16 protein-coding genes are annotated in these 14,853 nt (G+C 68.1%); 5 read left to right on the top strand and 11 right to left on the bottom strand.

What is annotated here, in order from left to right:
* The first annotated feature begins 14 nt into the window (after positions 1-14).
* Positions 15-638 carry a YdcF family protein gene (locus CURTO8I2_RS12135; RefSeq protein WP_236551096.1) on the top strand — a complete coding sequence of 208 codons (624 nt, stop codon included), beginning with the start codon at positions 15-17 and terminating at the stop codon, positions 636-638.
* Positions 635-1,042: a ketosteroid isomerase-related protein gene (locus tag CURTO8I2_RS12130; protein WP_159681317.1), complete on the top strand. Its 408-nt coding sequence runs from the start codon at positions 635-637 to the stop codon at positions 1,040-1,042. The genes CURTO8I2_RS12135 and CURTO8I2_RS12130 overlap by 4 nt, the downstream gene beginning before the upstream one ends.
* A 45-nt stretch (positions 1,043-1,087) precedes the next feature.
* Here the strand turns inward: CURTO8I2_RS12130 and CURTO8I2_RS12125 are convergent, their stop codons facing one another.
* Positions 1,088-1,702 (bottom strand): hypothetical protein, encoded by a 615-nt coding sequence (locus CURTO8I2_RS12125; RefSeq protein ID WP_159681316.1) that lies wholly within the window; start codon positions 1,700-1,702, stop codon positions 1,088-1,090.
* A 138-nt stretch (positions 1,703-1,840) separates the two neighbouring features.
* Positions 1,841-2,461 (bottom strand): YitT family protein, encoded by a 621-nt coding sequence (locus CURTO8I2_RS12120; protein ID WP_236551144.1) that lies wholly within the window; start codon positions 2,459-2,461, stop codon positions 1,841-1,843.
* 267 nt (positions 2,462-2,728) lie between these two features.
* On the opposite strand from CURTO8I2_RS12120, the gene CURTO8I2_RS12115 reads away from it, so the two are divergent.
* Positions 2,729-4,780, top strand: coding sequence for a TonB-dependent receptor (locus CURTO8I2_RS12115; protein ID WP_159681315.1), 2,052 nt, complete (start codon positions 2,729-2,731; stop codon positions 4,778-4,780).
* 69 nt (positions 4,781-4,849) lie between these two features.
* Here the strand turns inward: CURTO8I2_RS12115 and CURTO8I2_RS12110 are convergent, their stop codons facing one another.
* The 7 genes from CURTO8I2_RS12110 to CURTO8I2_RS12080 form a co-directional block, all read right to left on the bottom strand.
* A complete protein-coding gene (locus CURTO8I2_RS12110) occupies positions 4,850-6,232 on the bottom strand; it encodes a DcaP family trimeric outer membrane transporter (protein ID WP_236551095.1) in 1,383 nt (460 codons plus the stop codon).
* A 65-nt stretch (positions 6,233-6,297) separates the two neighbouring features.
* Positions 6,298-7,086 carry a 2-oxo-3-hexenedioate decarboxylase gene (gene dmpH / locus CURTO8I2_RS12105; RefSeq protein ID WP_159681314.1) on the bottom strand — a complete coding sequence of 263 codons (789 nt, stop codon included), beginning with the start codon at positions 7,084-7,086 and terminating at the stop codon, positions 6,298-6,300.
* Positions 7,083-8,129, bottom strand: coding sequence for a 4-hydroxy-2-oxovalerate aldolase (gene dmpG, locus CURTO8I2_RS12100; protein ID WP_201295512.1), 1,047 nt, complete (start codon positions 8,127-8,129; stop codon positions 7,083-7,085). Before dmpG ends, dmpH begins: the two co-directional genes overlap by 4 nt.
* Entirely contained in the window at positions 8,126-9,070 is a 945-nt protein-coding gene (locus CURTO8I2_RS12095) for an acetaldehyde dehydrogenase (acetylating) (protein ID WP_159681313.1), read from the bottom strand. Before CURTO8I2_RS12095 ends, dmpG begins: the two co-directional genes overlap by 4 nt.
* A gap of 70 nt (positions 9,071-9,140) precedes the next feature.
* Positions 9,141-9,920 carry a fumarylacetoacetate hydrolase family protein gene (locus CURTO8I2_RS12090; protein ID WP_159681312.1) on the bottom strand — a complete coding sequence of 260 codons (780 nt, stop codon included), beginning with the start codon at positions 9,918-9,920 and terminating at the stop codon, positions 9,141-9,143.
* Positions 9,917-10,120: a tautomerase family protein gene (locus CURTO8I2_RS12085; RefSeq protein ID WP_159681311.1), complete on the bottom strand. Its 204-nt coding sequence runs from the start codon at positions 10,118-10,120 to the stop codon at positions 9,917-9,919. The genes CURTO8I2_RS12090 and CURTO8I2_RS12085 overlap by 4 nt, the downstream gene beginning before the upstream one ends.
* 23 nt (positions 10,121-10,143) lie before the next feature.
* Complete coding sequence (locus CURTO8I2_RS12080) at positions 10,144-11,385, bottom strand: MFS transporter (RefSeq protein ID WP_201295511.1); 1,242 nt, start codon at positions 11,383-11,385, stop codon at positions 10,144-10,146.
* Between the two features lie 199 nt (positions 11,386-11,584).
* Here CURTO8I2_RS12080 and CURTO8I2_RS12075 point away from each other — a divergent pair, with 199 nt between their 5' ends.
* Both CURTO8I2_RS12075 and CURTO8I2_RS12070 read left to right on the top strand, forming a co-directional pair.
* The gene (locus CURTO8I2_RS12075; RefSeq protein ID WP_159681309.1) at positions 11,585-12,259 is read left to right on the top strand and encodes a hypothetical protein; all 675 of its coding nucleotides are present in this window, start codon (positions 11,585-11,587) and stop codon (positions 12,257-12,259) included.
* Positions 12,260-12,326: 67 nt separating this feature from the next.
* Positions 12,327-13,118 carry an IclR family transcriptional regulator gene (locus CURTO8I2_RS12070; protein ID WP_159681308.1) on the top strand — a complete coding sequence of 264 codons (792 nt, stop codon included), beginning with the start codon at positions 12,327-12,329 and terminating at the stop codon, positions 13,116-13,118.
* Positions 13,119-13,171: 53 nt separating this feature from the next.
* On the opposite strand, the gene bioC is transcribed toward CURTO8I2_RS12070, so the two are convergent.
* Positions 13,172-14,074, bottom strand: coding sequence for a malonyl-ACP O-methyltransferase BioC (gene bioC, locus CURTO8I2_RS12065; RefSeq protein ID WP_159681307.1), 903 nt, complete (start codon positions 14,072-14,074; stop codon positions 13,172-13,174).
* Positions 14,071-14,832 (bottom strand): pimeloyl-ACP methyl ester esterase BioH, encoded by a 762-nt coding sequence (gene bioH, locus CURTO8I2_RS12060; protein WP_159681681.1) that lies wholly within the window; start codon positions 14,830-14,832, stop codon positions 14,071-14,073. The genes bioC and bioH overlap by 4 nt, the downstream gene beginning before the upstream one ends.
* Positions 14,833-14,853 lie beyond the last annotated feature (21 nt).

Here is a 14,853-nt window from a genome sequence, read left to right as displayed (position 1 = left end):
GACGCATGGCTTCCATGACACGCAAACGCCAGCCGGTGCGGCGTTTCTTCCGCCTGGTGGTCTGGCTGGTGCTGTTGCTGGCGATCTGGCTGCTGGGCGTGGCGGCGTGGATCGTCCACGTCGGCAATCGCGACGAGGCCGGCCCGGCGGACGCCATCGTGGTCCTCGGCGCGGCCGCCTACGACGCGCAACCTTCGCCGGTGTTCGAGGCGCGCATCGATCACGGTCTCGATCTCTACCGCGCCGGCCACGCGAAGACGCTGATCTTCACCGGTGGCTACGGCGGCGCGAAGGCGCGCTTCTCCGAATCGCAGGTCGCGCGGCGCTATGCATTGCGGCGCGACATTCCCGAGTCCGCGATCCTGATCGAGTCGCGCTCGCGCACGACGCAGGAAAATCTCGTCGAAACCCGGCGCCTGCTGCAGGACCACGGCCTGCACCGCGTGATCATCGTCAGCGATCCGCTGCACATGGCCCGTGCATTGCGCGCCAGCGAACGGCTGGGCATCGACGCACTGGGCTCGCCGACGCCGTCCACCCGCTTCCGCACGTTCCGTACCCAGCGCGAGTTCCTGCTGCGCGAGGTGTACTTCTTCCATCGCGACCTGTGGGACGCGGCCCAGGAGACCTTGCGTTGACGCACGAGACCACCCTGCAGCTGGTGCACGACTACTACGCCGCATTCAACGCCGGCGACCGCGCGACGATGCTCGCGCTGTTGACCGACGACGTGGCGCACGACCTCAACCAGGGCGCACGCGAAACCGGGCGCGAAGCGTTCGTCGCGTTCATGCGCCGCATGGATGCGTCCTATCGCGAACGGCTGGACGACATCGTCGTGCTGGCGTCGTCCGACGGGACGCGGGCCGCCGCCGAATACGTGGTACATGGCGAATATGTGGCCGATGATGCCGGCCTGCCGGCGGCGACCGGGCAGCGTTACGTGCTGCCGGGCGGTGCGTTCTTCGACATCCGCGACGGCCGCATCGCGCGCGTCAGCAACTACTACAACCTCGAGGCCTGGCTGGCGCAGGTCGGCTGAGCCCGACGCGGTGCCCGCAGTCGAGCGGACACCTGACGCGGCGACTCATCCCGGCGGCGACTGTCCATCGGCGACCAGCGTCAGGCCCTCGTTGAGCAGCCAGCGCGTCGCCAGCACGCGCTGCGGCTGCGGCTGGTCCTTGAGCACGTCGACGACCTGCCGGAACGAACGGCAACGGGCCTGGCGGCTTGCGTCGTCCGTGCCGGTGGCGGTCAGGCCGAGCATGAAACCGTCGTGCAGCAGCGTGGCGGTGATGGCCGCGGAGCGCAGGACCTGTTGCGCGACCGCGGGATCGTAGGGCTGCGGCTGACCCTGCAGGCCGCTCATGGCGACGTTGGTGAAGGCGTTGGCGAAGCGGTTGCGGCTCGCGGGGCCCAGCGTGTCCACGGTGCGCTGGAATGCGGCGAGGTCACGCCGCGCGTCGGGTTCGAACAATGCGCACAGCGCGCGCGATTCCTTCGGCTCGCGCGACGCGTGCAGTACCGCCTGGAACAGGTCGTCGACCGACTGTCCCGATGCGCGGCGCAGGACGTCGCCCCCGGTGGAGAGCACGGCGGCGGGGTCGAGTCGAGAAAGATCGATCTCGTACTGCTGCGCGGACGCCAGGCCCGGCGCGGCGAGTGCGAGACACAGCAGGGCGGGCGTGACGAATCGGCGCATCGCAGGGCATCCGTGGACCGGCAGGGTCGATGCTGCCGAGTCTAGGCGCGAACGCCTGAATATCCAGGGGCGCGGCGCCGGGGCGGGACGCACTGGCATCTTCTGCGTCGAGCCCTTGCAAGGTTGCGCGCAGCGGGCTCACGCGCCCATGTAGCGCCCGGGCCTGTGGTTGAACAGCAGCACGAGATTGAGCACCAGCACGCCGAGCGCGGAGTAGAGCACCTGCGCCGGCGGCACGATCGCAAGCGCGACCAGCATCAGAATGCTGTCGAAGCCCATCTGCAGCTTGCCGGCGCTCCAGCCGCGACTGCGCTGCAGCCAGACCACCACGATGCCCACGCCACCGAGGCTCGCGCGGTGACGGATGAAGGACAGGATGCCCATGCCGACCAGCGCGCCGCCGAAGATCGCCGAGAACGCCGGATGCATCGATTCGAACGGCGCCCAGCGCGGAATCGCGTCGGCGACGAAACCCGTCACACCGACCGCGAGAAAGGTCTTGAGGGTGAACTCCCAGCCCATGCGCCGCACCGCGATCCAGTAGAACGGCAGGTTGATCAGCACGAACAGCAGGCCGAAGTTCCAGCCGCTCGCGTAGTGCACCAGCAGCGAGACGCCGGCGATGCCGCCGACCAGCAGGCCGCCCGTCGCGAGGATCGACATCCCCAGCGCGCCGACCAGGCTGGCAAGCACCAGGCCCTGCACGTCCTCGATCAGCGTATGCCGCTGCGGCGAGGCTTCGGGCGCGGCGACGGCGATCGCAGCGGCGGCCTCGGCGGCGTCGTGCGGATCGGGTTGGGACGGCTTGGCGTGGATGGCGGACACGGATCGGCGGGCTTGATGTTGCGTTGCAGCATACCCGACCGGCGTGGAACCGCCGGTAACGCGACCCTACCGGCGACGTGTGCCGTTGTGACTAGCGCTGCGAGCTCGCGTACGCACGCGGTGCCGAAACACTCTGAACGCGCTAAATGTAATGTTATTACATGATAGAGTGCCGGCCCCGTTCAGCAGGCCCGGTCCGTCATGAAGCGTTGCCCCCTCACCGTCGCGATCCTCGCCACCGTCGCGACCCTGGCCGCGCCGCTCGCCCAAGCGCAGTCCCAGGGCGCCACCACGACGATGGGCACGGTGCAGGTGCAACAGGCGCGCGGCCAGCTGACCGCGCACGAGGTGCTGACCTCGGTGGATGTGCTCGGCGCCGAGCAGATCGAGGACAAGACGGTGACGCAGAGCTGGGAGCTGCTCGGGCAGATGCCCGGCATGCAGCTGACGGAGACGCGGCAGGGCGCGGAGTCCGGCAAGGTGAGCTTCCGCGCCTTCAACGGCGAGGGCTACCTCAACGCGATCAAGACGCTGATCGATGGCATCCCCAGCAACGTCAACAGTGGCAACCAGCGCTTCATCGACATGCTGTTCCCGCTGGAAATCGACTACATCGAAGTCGTGCGCGGCACCAACGATCCGCGCTACGGCCTGCACAACATCGGCGGCAACATCAACTTCGGCACCCGCCAGGGCGGCGAGTACACCGATGCGCGACTGGCCTACGGCAGCTTCGACACGCGCGAAGCACAGATCGCGGTGGGTCGGGAGCATGGCGGTTTCGCACAGAACTACTTCATCGGCACGCAGGCCTCCGACGGGTATCGCGACCACGATGCATCGGAGAAATATTCGCTGGGCGGCAAGTGGTTCTATGGCGACCTCGACGACGGCATGCGCATCGGCCTGACCGCGCGCGCCTACAAGCAGCACGCCGAGGAACCCGGCTTCATGACCGCTGACGAACTCGCGGCGAACCGGCGCGGTTCCGAGCGCCGCAATGCCAACGACGGCGACGATCGCGAGATGCGCCAGATCGGCCTGCACATGGATCTCAAGCTCGCCGAGAACCTCGTGTTCGGCAGCAAGCTCTACGACAACCGCTACGAGGACGATCGCCGCGTCACCTTCAGCGATCCGCCCACCGGCAACGCGCCGCGGCAGCGTCGCATCTGGGACGAGGCGCAGACCGGCCTGCTCACCACGCTGACCTGGGTCGCCAGCGACACCCTCACACTCGAAGGCGGCGCCAACCACGAGCAGCAGCGCAACCGCTACACGCGCCTGCGCTTCAACTACGCCGAGCCGACCGATTTCGAAGCGCCGCCGGCGCGCGTGCAGAACGACGACCGCCACAGTTTCGACAACACCGGCGCGTACGTGCAGGCAATCTGGCAACCGGTCGATGCGCTGAAGATCGTGCCCGCCTACCGCGTCGACCGGTTCGCCGGCACGACGCAACTGCCGGGCGGCGTGCGCGCGCCGCTGCAGGACTACGGCACCATCGGCCAGCCCAAGCTCAGCGTGGTCCATGCGCTGTCGCCCGAGACCAACATCTACGCGAACTGGGGCCGCACCTTCCAGGTGCTGACCGGGTCCACGCCGCCCGCGTATCTGACGCCGGGACAGGCGGCGATCCGGCCCTCGACCAACACCGGCATGGAAGCCGGCCTGCGTTTCCGCCCGTTCACCGGCAGCCAGGCCCGCATCGCGGTGTGGCAGCAGGATGCGGAGAACGAGGTCTCCAACATGCCGGCCACCGGCACGACCGTGGTGCTGGGCAAGACCCGCCGCCGCGGCGTGGACGCGCAGATCGATGCGCAGCTGGGCGAACGCTGGACGGTGCGGGCATCGCACGCCTACCAGGAAGCGAAGATCGAACGCGATGGCCGCGCGCCGGGACTGTCGATCGAAGGCAACGAGGTCGCGGCGACCCCGCGCACCATCAGCAATCTCGGCGTGGACTACCGGGCGAGCGACGCACTCGCATTCGGCCTGCAGGCACGCGCGCAGGGTGACTACTATCTGGAGGAGCGCAACGAGACCGGGAAGTTCGGCCAGTTCGCGGTGCTCGATCTCAGCGCGAAGTACCAGATCACGCCGCGCCTGCGCCTCGACCTGCAGGTCCGGAACCTCACGGATCGCGAATACGTCTACGCGTGGTACGACAGCTTCTTCCAGGACGAGGCACAGCCGATGTTCTCACCGGCGCCGGGGCGCAGCGCGTTCCTGTCGCTCAGCCTGCGGCTGTAACAGTCACACAGGCAAAGCACACGACGCCGTGCACCACCTGGGATGCACGGCGCGCTGCAGGCCTGTCAGTCAAAAGTTGTATTTCACGTGCGTATGCACGCGCTGCAGATCGCCTTCGAGGCCGTTCTCCAGGCGGCGGTCGGCCCAGCTGATCTCACCGCCGATGTCGAGCTTCGGCGCCGGCGAATAGATCATGTTCACGCGGAACGATTGCGCGCGTTCGGTGACGAAGCCGCCGGTGAGCAGTGCATCGTTGTCGAGCGAGGCGATCGAGTAGACGACGTTGCCGCGCAGCTTCGCATTGAACGCATGCCGCCACGCGGCGAATCCGCCGTAGCCGCTCTGGCTGTGCAGTCCGCCGTCCGCATCGAGCACCGTGTCGGTGCCGAGGGCGAAGCCAAGATAGCGGCCGATACCGTCGCCACCGCTGACCATGTAGCGGATGTCGTCATTGGCACCGAGGTTGAAGCGGCCGGAGACACTGAGCGCCGCGCCCGACGCGGTCGCATCGCCATTGCGGAAGCTGCGCGCAAGGCCCGCGACAGTGAAGTGTCCCCAGTCGCCGCGGGTGATCCAGCGCGCGGTCACGTCAGGCGCGCGGTTGTCGCCGCTGTTGAAGCGCGCGGCCTGCGACAGGTAAGGCGTCACCGTCGTCTGGGGATTTTCCACCGAGACCGACCACGGTCCGCGCGTGTAACGCACCTGCGCCTGGCGGCTGAACACCGTGCCTTCGGAGGGGCCGGTGAAGTCGACGGTATCGGGCAACGCCGCCACGTCCTGGAAGTTCGACCAGGTCTGGCCCGCGAGCCAGCCGTTGTAGCTGACGTAGGCCTGCCGCAGCGTCAGCGCATAGGTGTTGGTGATGGTCTCGTTGCCGGCCAGCGCGTTGCTGCCGCCGCCGTACATGTCGGCCTCGATATAGGCCTTGAGGGTGTTGCCGCTGTCGGTCCGCGTGTCGGCGCTGAACGCGAAGCGCGAGAACTGCGCATGGATGTCGCTGTAGGTGCTGCGCTCGCCCTGTCCGTCCGCCGCCACCGGCGTGGCGCCGGGGAAGTAGAACAGGCGACCGGCCGAGCCGTCGGCGATCTTGCCGTCACTGGTGCTCGTGGTCATCGCATCGAGCTTGATGAAGCCGCCGAAGGAGAAGGTCGTGCCGGGCGCCGCGCCCGGCATCGCCACAGTCTTCTGCGTCGGCGCTGCAGCCACGGGGGCGGACGCGGTGGCGGGCGTCGTGGCAACAGGCGCCGACGACTGCGCGACGGCAGGCGACACGGCCGTGCCGCCATGCGCTTCAAGCAGCGCGCGCAACTCGCGCATCTCCTGCTCCATCTGGCCCAGACGCGCTTCGACCGCGGCGACGTCAATGTCCTGCGCCGCAGCCGGCGCAGCGCAGGCGGCCGCGAGGGCCAGGGCGAGCGACAGGCGCGCGCCCTTCCGGTTCGATCTCAACATGAAGCTCCCCTCCCAGGGCGACAGCCGGCGCCGGAATGGCGCCGGACGGAACGTGTGTCGTGGATTCAGACGAAGCGCAGTCCGGTCGAACCGAGGCCGTCGATGCGGACCTGGACGTGGTCGCCGCCCTCGACCGCGACTGCGGCCGTGATCGCGCCCGACAACACCACGCTGCCGGCGGGCAGCGACTGGCCGCGCGCATGCAACATGTCGACCAGCATCGCGACCGCGCGCGCGGGATTGCCGAGCACCGCGGCGCCCGCGCCGACCTCGACCACCTGGCCATTCTTCTCGAGCACGACGCCGATCGATTCCAGATCGCGGCCGTCGACAGTCGCGGCCTTCGAGCCGATCACGTAACGCGACGCAGAGGTGTTGTCGGCGATGACGCTCGGCAGATCGAATCGGAAATTCTCGTAGCGCGAATCGATGACTTCGATGGCCGGGAGCAGGCAAGCGGTGGCCGCGAGCACCTGCTCGACCGTGCAGTCCGGGCCCTGCAGGGCGTCGCGCATGACGAAGGCGATCTCGGCTTCGACCTTGGGATGGATCAGCGCCGCGGTCTCGACCGCCGCGCCGTCGTCGACCGCGTTGTCGCTGCCGAGAAAGCCGTAGATCGGCGTGTCGACGCCCATCTGTTCCATCTTGGCAAAGGACGTCAGGCCCATCTTCATGCCGACCAGTCGCACGCCGCGCGCGAGCTTGAGGGCGCGCAACGCGTCCTGCACGCGGTAGGCCGCTTCGGTGTCGAGATCCGGCTGCGCGTCGGTGACCTTCACCACATCGCGCACGTCGCGCTCGGCGTCATGCAGCAACGTGGCGATCTCTTCGATGGTGGCGGGTAACAGGCTCATGCTGTCACCTCCGGCTGCGCGGCCGCCGTGCCACGTGCGCGCGCCACGTCCAGGGCGACGTCGACGATCATGTCCTCCTGCCCGCCGACCATGCGTCGCTTGCCGAGCTCGACCAGGATGTCGACGGCGCTGATGCCGAAGCGCTGCGCCGCGGATTCCGCATGCCGCAGGAAACTCGAATAGACGCCGGCATAGCCGAGCGCCAGGGTTTCGCGATCGACGCGCACCGGACGTTCCTGCAGCGGACGCACGATGTCGTCGGCGGCGTCCATCAGCGCATACAGATCGCAGCCGTGCTGCCAGCCGAGCTTCGAGGCGGCGGCGATGAACACTTCCAAGGGTGCGTTGCCCGCGCCAGCGCCCATGCCGGCGAGGCTGGCGTCGATGCGGTCGCAGCCTTCCTCCACGGCGACGATCGAATTCGCCACGCCCAGCGACAGGTTGTGATGGGCGTGCATGCCGGTCTGCGTGGCACTGTCCAGCACGTCCTTGAACGCGCGGAAGCGTTCGCGGATCTGGGTCATGCCCATCGCGCCGCCGGAGTCGACCACGTACACGCACGACGCGCCGTAGGACTCCATTTTCTTCGCCTGCGCGGCGAGCGCCGCCGGCTCGGCCATGTGGCTCATCATCAGGAAGCCCACGGCGTCCATGCCCAGCGCATTCGCCGCTTCGATGTGCTGGCGCGACACGTCGGCCTCGGTGCAGTGCGTCGCCACGCGCACCACGCGTGCGCCGGCGGCGTAAGCGTCCTTCAGGTCGTGCACGGTGCCGATACCGGGCAGCAGCAGCGTCGCGACCCGGGCGTGCTGCACGGTCTCGGCGACGGCCTCGATCCATTCGAGATCGGAATGCGCGCCGAAGCCGTAATTGAACGACGCGCCCTGCAGGCCATCGCCATGCGCGACTTCGATGGAATCCACCCCGGCGCTGTCGAGCGCGGCCGCGATCTGCCGCATCTGGGCGACCGTGTACTGGTGGCGCACGGCGTGCGAGCCATCGCGCAGGGTGACGTCCGAGATGTAGAGCGTCTTGTCGATCATGCCGGCGTCTCCTGAGATGCGGCCTGCAGCTGCGCGGCGATGCGTTCGCCGGTCGCGAGCGCGGCCGAGGTCATGATGTCGAGGTTGCCGGCGTAGGCCGGCAGGTAATGCGCGGCGCCTTCGACTTCGAGAAACACCGACGTCTTGAGGCACGTCACGGGCCCGAGTCCCGGCACGTTGACCGGCTGTTCGATGCGCTCGAACTGCACCGTCTGCTTCAGGCGATAGCCCGGCACATCACGCGCAACGCGCGCCACCATCGCTTCGATCGCCGCTTCGACGCGCGCGGTGTCCACGTCGTCGGACAGCACGTAGACCGTGTCGCGCATCAGCAGCGGCGGCTCGGCCGGATTGAGCACGATGATCGCCTTGCCCTTGCGCGCACCTCCGACCGCTTCGATCGCGCGCGAGGTGGTTTCGGTGAATTCGTCGATGTTCGCGCGCGTGCCCGGGCCGGCCGAACGGCTCGAGATCGACGCGACGATTTCCGCGTAATGCACGGTGGCGACGCTCGCGACCGCAGCGACGATCGGAATCGTCGCTTGCCCGCCGCAGGTCACCATGTTGACGTTGCCGGCGTCGAGGTGCGCATCGAGATTCACCGACGGCACGCAGTAGGGGCCGATTGCTGCCGGTGTCAGGTCGACGACGCGGATGTCCGGCCGCGATGCGCGCAGCACGGCGTCGTTGTGGACGTGGGCCGCGGCGGAGGTCGCATCGAACACGATCTGCACGTCGTCGAACGCGGGCGACATCGTCAGTCCGTACACGCCGGCATCGCAGGTCTCGACGCCCATCGCGCGGGCACGCGCGAGGCCGTCGGACTCCGGATCGATGCCCACCATCGGGCCCATGGACAGGGCCTGGCCGTGGCGCAGGATCTTGATCATCAGATCGGTGCCGATGTTGCCGGAACCGATGACGGCTGCCTTGACGGGCATGTGTGACTCCTCGAAACGATGAAGGATCCGGACGCGCGACGGCGCCCGAAGAAAGCGCGATCGATGCGCGTCAGACGAAGTGCAGGTCCACGGCGCCGATGCCACCGACGCGCAGACGCAGGTGATCGCCGCGGACGACCGGCGTCAGCGGCACGAGTGCGCCGGAAAGGATCGTGTCGCCGGCTTTGAGGCCACTGCCCAGCCGGCCCAGCTGGTTCGCCAGCCACACCACGCAGTTCAATGGCGAGCCGAGCGCGGCGGCGCCGGCGCCGGTCGAGAGCAGCGCGCCGTTCTTCTCCAGCGCCATGCCGCAGGTCCCCAGATCGAGTCCGATCGGTGACACGCGCGCGTTACCGGTGACGAAAGCCGCGGCGGATGCGTTGTCGGCGACGGTGTCGAGAATGCCGATCTTCCAGTCGCGGATCCGCGAGTCGACGATCTCGAAACACGCCGACACCGACTCGGTCGCCAGCAGCACGTCGTGCAGCGTGATGCCCGGACCGGCGAGGTCGCGCTTGAGATGGAATGCGATCTCGCCTTCCGCACGCGGCGCGATCATGCCGTCGACGGGAATGGCGCCAGTGCGCGAATGGTCCATGCGATCGGTCAGCACGCCGAAGTCGGGCTGGTCGACGCCGAGCATCCGCTGCACGGCGACGCTGGTCAGACCGATCTTGCGACCCACGACGGTCTCGCCCTCGGCGAGCCGGTGGGCGATGCCGGCCTGCGCGATCGCGTAGGCGCCGGCGAGATCGAGTCCGTCGACGCGACCGGTCAGCGGATCGATCGGCTGGCCGCTGCGCAGCGCCGCGTGCAGGGCATCGGCGTGCGTCGAGATCGCCACACTCATGCCGCACTCTCCGGCGCCGGATCGCTCTTGAGCCGTGTGCCGACGGCGAAGCGGTTCGCCGGCACTTCGTGAACCATGACGCGGATCGACGGCAGCGGCGCGTCGAGGGTCTCGCTGACGACGCGCGCGACCTCGCGGATGCAGGCTTCGACGCGTTCGGAATCGCGGCCTTCGACCACGGTGATCTGGATGACGGGCATGGGGTTCTCCAATCGGTGTCGGGTCAGGCGAGCTCTTGGCCCTTGGTCTCGGGCAGGAACACCCAGACGATCAGGCCGGCCAGCGCGAAGAACGCGGCCGTCGTCACCAGTCCGCTGGTGACGCCGTAGCGCGTGGAAATGAAGCCGATGAGGAACGGCGCGATGGCGGCGATCGCGCGGCCGCCGTTGTAGACGAAGCCCTGCGCGGTGGCGCGGATGGTCGTCGGGAACAGCTCGGCGAATGTCGGTGCGAAGCCGCTGTAGAAGCCGGTACCGAAGTAGGCGACGACCACGCCGAACACCATCAGCATGTCGGGAGAGCGGATGGTCGCGAAGACCGGCACGACGACGGCCGAGGCGAGGAAGAACAGCAGGAACGCCTTCTTGCGACCGATGCGGTCGGCGATGTAACCGAAGGTGATGAAGCCCGCCGCGGCGCCGACCTGCATGATCACGATCCAGATCGTCGACTTGACCAGATCCAGACCGGGGCCGCCTTCGGCGACCGGCGTGGCCAGATACGTCGGGATCCAGGTGAACAGTCCCCAGTAGCCGCACATCGCCGCGGTGGTGAATGCCAGACCGATCCAGGTGTTGCGCGCGTAGGGGCCGCCGAACAGCTCGCGCACCGTTTCGCCGAACGTCAGCCGCCTGGTCTGGCTCAGCCATATCTCCGGCTCCTTGACGTGGCGGCGCACGTAGAACGCCAGCAGCGCCGGCAGCAGACCGACTGCGAACACCCAGCGCCAGCCGGCCACCGGAATCACCAGTGCCGCGACCACCGCGGCGGCCGCGTAGCCGGCCGCGAATGCGCTCTGTACCCTGGCCATGACCTTGCCGCGATGCTTCGCCGGCCAGGTTTCGCTGACCAGCGCCGAACCCGCCGACCATTCGCCGCCGACACCGAGGCCGACGATGACCCGGAACAGCATCAGCTGGCCGAGCGTGTCGGCCAGACCGCACAGCGCGGTGCCCACCGAGTAACAGATGATGCTGAGCATCATCGAACGCGCGCGTCCGAGACGGTCGGCGAGGAAGCCGAACACCAGACCGCCCGCGGCCGTCGCCATCAACGTCGCCGACATCACCAGGCCGGCCGAGGACTTGTCCATGCCCAGGTCGACGATCACGTACTTGATGACCATCGCGAACAACATCAGATCCATGATGTCGAGCATCCAGCCGAGATAGGCCGAATTGAACGCGCGCCACTGCTGTTTGCTGGCGCCCTTCCACCAACGCCCGCCGTGGGCGTTGCTTCCCATCTCCGCACTGTTGTCTTGAGACATCGCACGCCCTCCCGAGCGAGTTGGCAGCAGGTCCGCGCCTGCATGACGGGTGTGTCACATTTGTATCGTTGATCGATACTCGTGTATCAATATACAATAAGTCTCGATCAATGATCCACATCATTCATATCGTATCGACTATCGATACGATATGTGGCCCACAAGGAGTTGTTGCATGCGCGCGCTGACCCTGCGTCTCTACGAAGACCTGTTGCCCGACGGCTGTCCACCGGTCTATCTGCCCGCGACGCCGCGTGCGCTGTACGTGGTGGATGGCGGTCTGATGGTGGAAGGTCCAGACGATGGCCAGTGGTTGACCACCGGGACGGCACGCGTCTCGCAGGACAGCACGACGCTGATCGCCGAGCGCAGTGAAGCGCGGATCTGGCGCTGGGAGCTGACGGCCGCATCGACGCCCGCAGATCACGCCTTGCTGTCGGCGCCTTCCACGTCGACCACACTGAAACTGGAAGCGGAGATCGAACTCGATCCACGTTTCGATTGGTTGATGCGCTGCGACGAAGTCGGCTTTCCGCCCGGTGGCGTCGCGCTGACCCACGTGCATCAGGGCCCGGGCATCCGCATCTGTGCGAGCGGCGAGATCTCGATCGAAACCCAGGGCAAGCGACACACGCACGCACCGGGCGAGGCCTGGTTCGAGCTCGGACCTGCACCAGTGCTCGCGCCGACCACCGAACGCACGTCGACGCACTTCGTGCGCTGCTTCCTGCTGCCGCGCGCCGTGCGGAGCCGCAGCTCGATCCGCTACGTGCGCCCCGAAGACGCGGACGCGCCGAAGGTGCAGACGTATCGCGTATTCGCCGAGCGCGACATCGACCTCCCTGCCTGAAGGCGCGCGGGTTAACCTCCGACGGCGCACGTCGCGCGATCGACTCCCAGAGCCACGCCACCGCCTCATGCAGAACGCTGACCCAGCCGCCGATCTCGGCGATGCCGCCCTTCCGACCGCCGTCGTCTCGCTGAAAGTCATCGAGGCGCTGGCCAACGCGCCGCAGGGCCTGGGCGTGACCCAGCTGTCCAACCTGCTGGGCATGCCGAAGGCACGCGCGCACAGACATCTGAGCGCACTGCGCGAACACGGCTACGTGACCCAGGACGCGACCAGCAACCACTACCGGGTCGGCTGGCAGCTGTACCTGCTGGGCCGCGCGTGCGTGGGCCGCTTCGATCTGATGACGCTCGCCAAGCCGGCGCTGCAACGCCTGCGCGACGAGGTCGGACAGACGATCGTGATCGCGTCGTACGCCGACGACTCGGTGATCGTCATCGACTTCCTGCGCGGCACCTCGCCGATCGAGATTACGCTGCGACCCGGCAGCCGCTTTCCGCACAACACCAGCGCCCAGGGCAAGGTGGTGCTGGCATTCGGTCCTGACGACGTGCGCGACGGCTTCCTGTCCGCGCCGCTGCCGCAGAGCACGCCGCTGTCGATCACCGATGCGAACGCACTGCGCGTGGAGATCGACACCGTCCGCGCACGCGGCTGGTCCGATGCACCCGAGCAGTTGTTCACCGGCATCAACGCCCTCGCCGCGCCCCTGTTGCAGGCCGACGGTTCGCTGTTCGGCACGCTCGCGATCGTCGGCTCGATCCATTACCTGCCGGCATCGCCCGATCCGCAGCACGTTGAATCCCTGCTGCGAACCTCACGCGAGATCTCGGCGATGCTCGGCTTCCAGGCGGACTGACGTCACCGATCGACGGGATTGCCTATGTGCAGGGGCGATCGCCGCCGCTGTGTTCAATCCGTCTTGCGGCGCCGCACCGGAATCGAGCCCGCATCGAAGCGCGCCAGCTCTTCCGCGCCTTCGCGGATCGGTGCGCCGTGCGGTGGTGACCAGGCCATCGCGGTGATCCATTCCCAGCTGGCCGGGAGGCCTTCGGGCGTGCGGAACTGCTCGTAGTGCGCGGCAGCGGCGGCGAAGCGCGTGCGACCGGTGAGTGCGCGCCGGCGATCGGCGCGTGCATTGGTCGCGCCGATCGCGCGTTGCTCGCGCATCAGTGCGGTCATGTCCGGATGCCAGTGCACGGCGACATCGCGGTCGAGCACCGGATTGCGGAAGCCGGCGCGCATCAGCGCATCGCCGAACTCGGCGATCGAGGCGAACGGGCTGACGTGCGCGATAGCGTCGGCGACGCCGAAGGATTCGCGCAGTTCGATCAGCGTCTGCGGACCGAAAGTCGACACCAGCAGCAAGCCATCGGGCTTGAGCACGCGGCGGAAGCCCGCGAACGCGGCCGGCAGATCCTCGACCCACTGCAGGCACAGATTGGAGAACAGCACGTCGACGCTGTTGTCGGCAAAGGGGAGCAAGCGCAGATCGGCGCACACGCGATCGACCGGCTTCTGCAGGCCGAGACGATCGCGCCAACCGGTGCGTACCGGCGCCTGCTGCAGCATCGACAGCGAGAGATCGACTGCGACAATGCGCGACTTCGGCCAGCGCTGCCGCATGGCGAGCGCTGCATGCGCCGGGCCACTGCCGACATCGAGCACGACGCCCGGCACGCGGTCGTCGAGATACTCCAGCGATTCGAGCAGCTGCGCTTCCACGCCGCGCTGCAGGGCGGCGGCGCCGGCGTAGCTCGTCGATGCGCGCGAGAACGCGCGGCGGACCTGGCGGGGATCGAAGATCGGTTTCATGGTGCGTTGAGGAACTCGAGCAGCCGCGCGGCGACCGCGTCGGCGTGGGTCAGGAATGGCGCGTGGCCGGCGTGCGCCACGGTGTGGGCGACGGCGCCGGGCACGCGCGCGGCCGCGGCCTCCATCGCACGCGGATCGACGAGCCTGTCACGACGGCCGGACATCCACAGACTGGGGACCGACAGCGCCGGCAGGTGCGCGCGCAGATCGGATGTCTCCAGCAGCCCCAGACCATCGGCCAGCACGTGCGCAGCCGGCTCGCCGCGCGCGAACACTTCCGCGCGGAGCGCGCGCAATTCACCGCGCGCATCATCGGAGCCGAAGGCTTCCAGCGCGATGAAGCGGTCCAGCGTGCCGCGGTAATCGCTGCGCAGGCCTTTCGCGAAATCGCGGAAGATCTCCGGCGACATCCCATGCGTCCAGTCGCTGCCGCGTACGAAACGCGGGCTGGCGCACAGCATGACCAGCGCGGGTACGCGATCGGGATGCAGCGCTGCGGCCTGCAATGCCATCAGGCCACCGAGCGACCAGCCGAGCCACGGCGCGGTCGGCAGGACATCGACCAGCGCATCGACGACGGGATCGATCGCCAGCGGCAAGGTGCTGTCGCGGCTCAGTCCGTGGCCCGGCAGGTCGACCAGGTACAGCGTGCGCTGCGCGCGCAGGCGTTCGACCAACGGTGCGAACACGCCGCCGTGCATCGCCCAGCCATGCAGCAGCACCAGAGGCGCGCCCTCGCCCGTCACTTCGATGTGCAGGCCGTGCGGATTGTCCAATGT

Origin of the sequence: Luteimonas sp. 9C (assembly GCF_902506295.1) — a bacterium.
In the GTDB taxonomy this organism is placed as follows: domain Bacteria; phylum Pseudomonadota; class Gammaproteobacteria; order Xanthomonadales; family Xanthomonadaceae; genus Luteimonas.
This window is presented reverse-complemented; position numbering and strand designations above follow the sequence as displayed.

Coding starts and splice junctions, on each gene's coding strand:
- CURTO8I2_RS12135 (WP_236551096.1), top strand. CDS start 15: ATGACACGCAAACGCCAGCCGGTGCGGCGTTTCTTCCGCCTGGTGGTC.
- CURTO8I2_RS12125 (WP_159681316.1), bottom strand. CDS start 1,702: ATGCGCCGATTCGTCACGCCCGCCCTGCTGTGTCTCGCACTCGCCGCG.
- CURTO8I2_RS12115 (WP_159681315.1), top strand. CDS start 2,729: ATGAAGCGTTGCCCCCTCACCGTCGCGATCCTCGCCACCGTCGCGACC.
- CURTO8I2_RS12110 (WP_236551095.1), bottom strand. CDS start 6,232: ATGTTGAGATCGAACCGGAAGGGCGCGCGCCTGTCGCTCGCCCTGGCC.
- dmpH (WP_159681314.1), bottom strand. CDS start 7,086: ATGAGCCTGTTACCCGCCACCATCGAAGAGATCGCCACGTTGCTGCAT.
- dmpG (WP_201295512.1), bottom strand. CDS start 8,129: ATGATCGACAAGACGCTCTACATCTCGGACGTCACCCTGCGCGATGGC.
- CURTO8I2_RS12095 (WP_159681313.1), bottom strand. CDS start 9,070: ATGCCCGTCAAGGCAGCCGTCATCGGTTCCGGCAACATCGGCACCGAT.
- CURTO8I2_RS12090 (WP_159681312.1), bottom strand. CDS start 9,920: ATGAGTGTGGCGATCTCGACGCACGCCGATGCCCTGCACGCGGCGCTG.
- CURTO8I2_RS12085 (WP_159681311.1), bottom strand. CDS start 10,120: ATGCCCGTCATCCAGATCACCGTGGTCGAAGGCCGCGATTCCGAACGC.
- CURTO8I2_RS12080 (WP_201295511.1), bottom strand. CDS start 11,385: ATGGGAAGCAACGCCCACGGCGGGCGTTGGTGGAAGGGCGCCAGCAAA.
- CURTO8I2_RS12075 (WP_159681309.1), top strand. CDS start 11,585: ATGCGCGCGCTGACCCTGCGTCTCTACGAAGACCTGTTGCCCGACGGC.
- CURTO8I2_RS12070 (WP_159681308.1), top strand. CDS start 12,327: ATGCAGAACGCTGACCCAGCCGCCGATCTCGGCGATGCCGCCCTTCCG.
- bioC (WP_159681307.1), bottom strand. CDS start 14,074: ATGAAACCGATCTTCGATCCCCGCCAGGTCCGCCGCGCGTTCTCGCGC.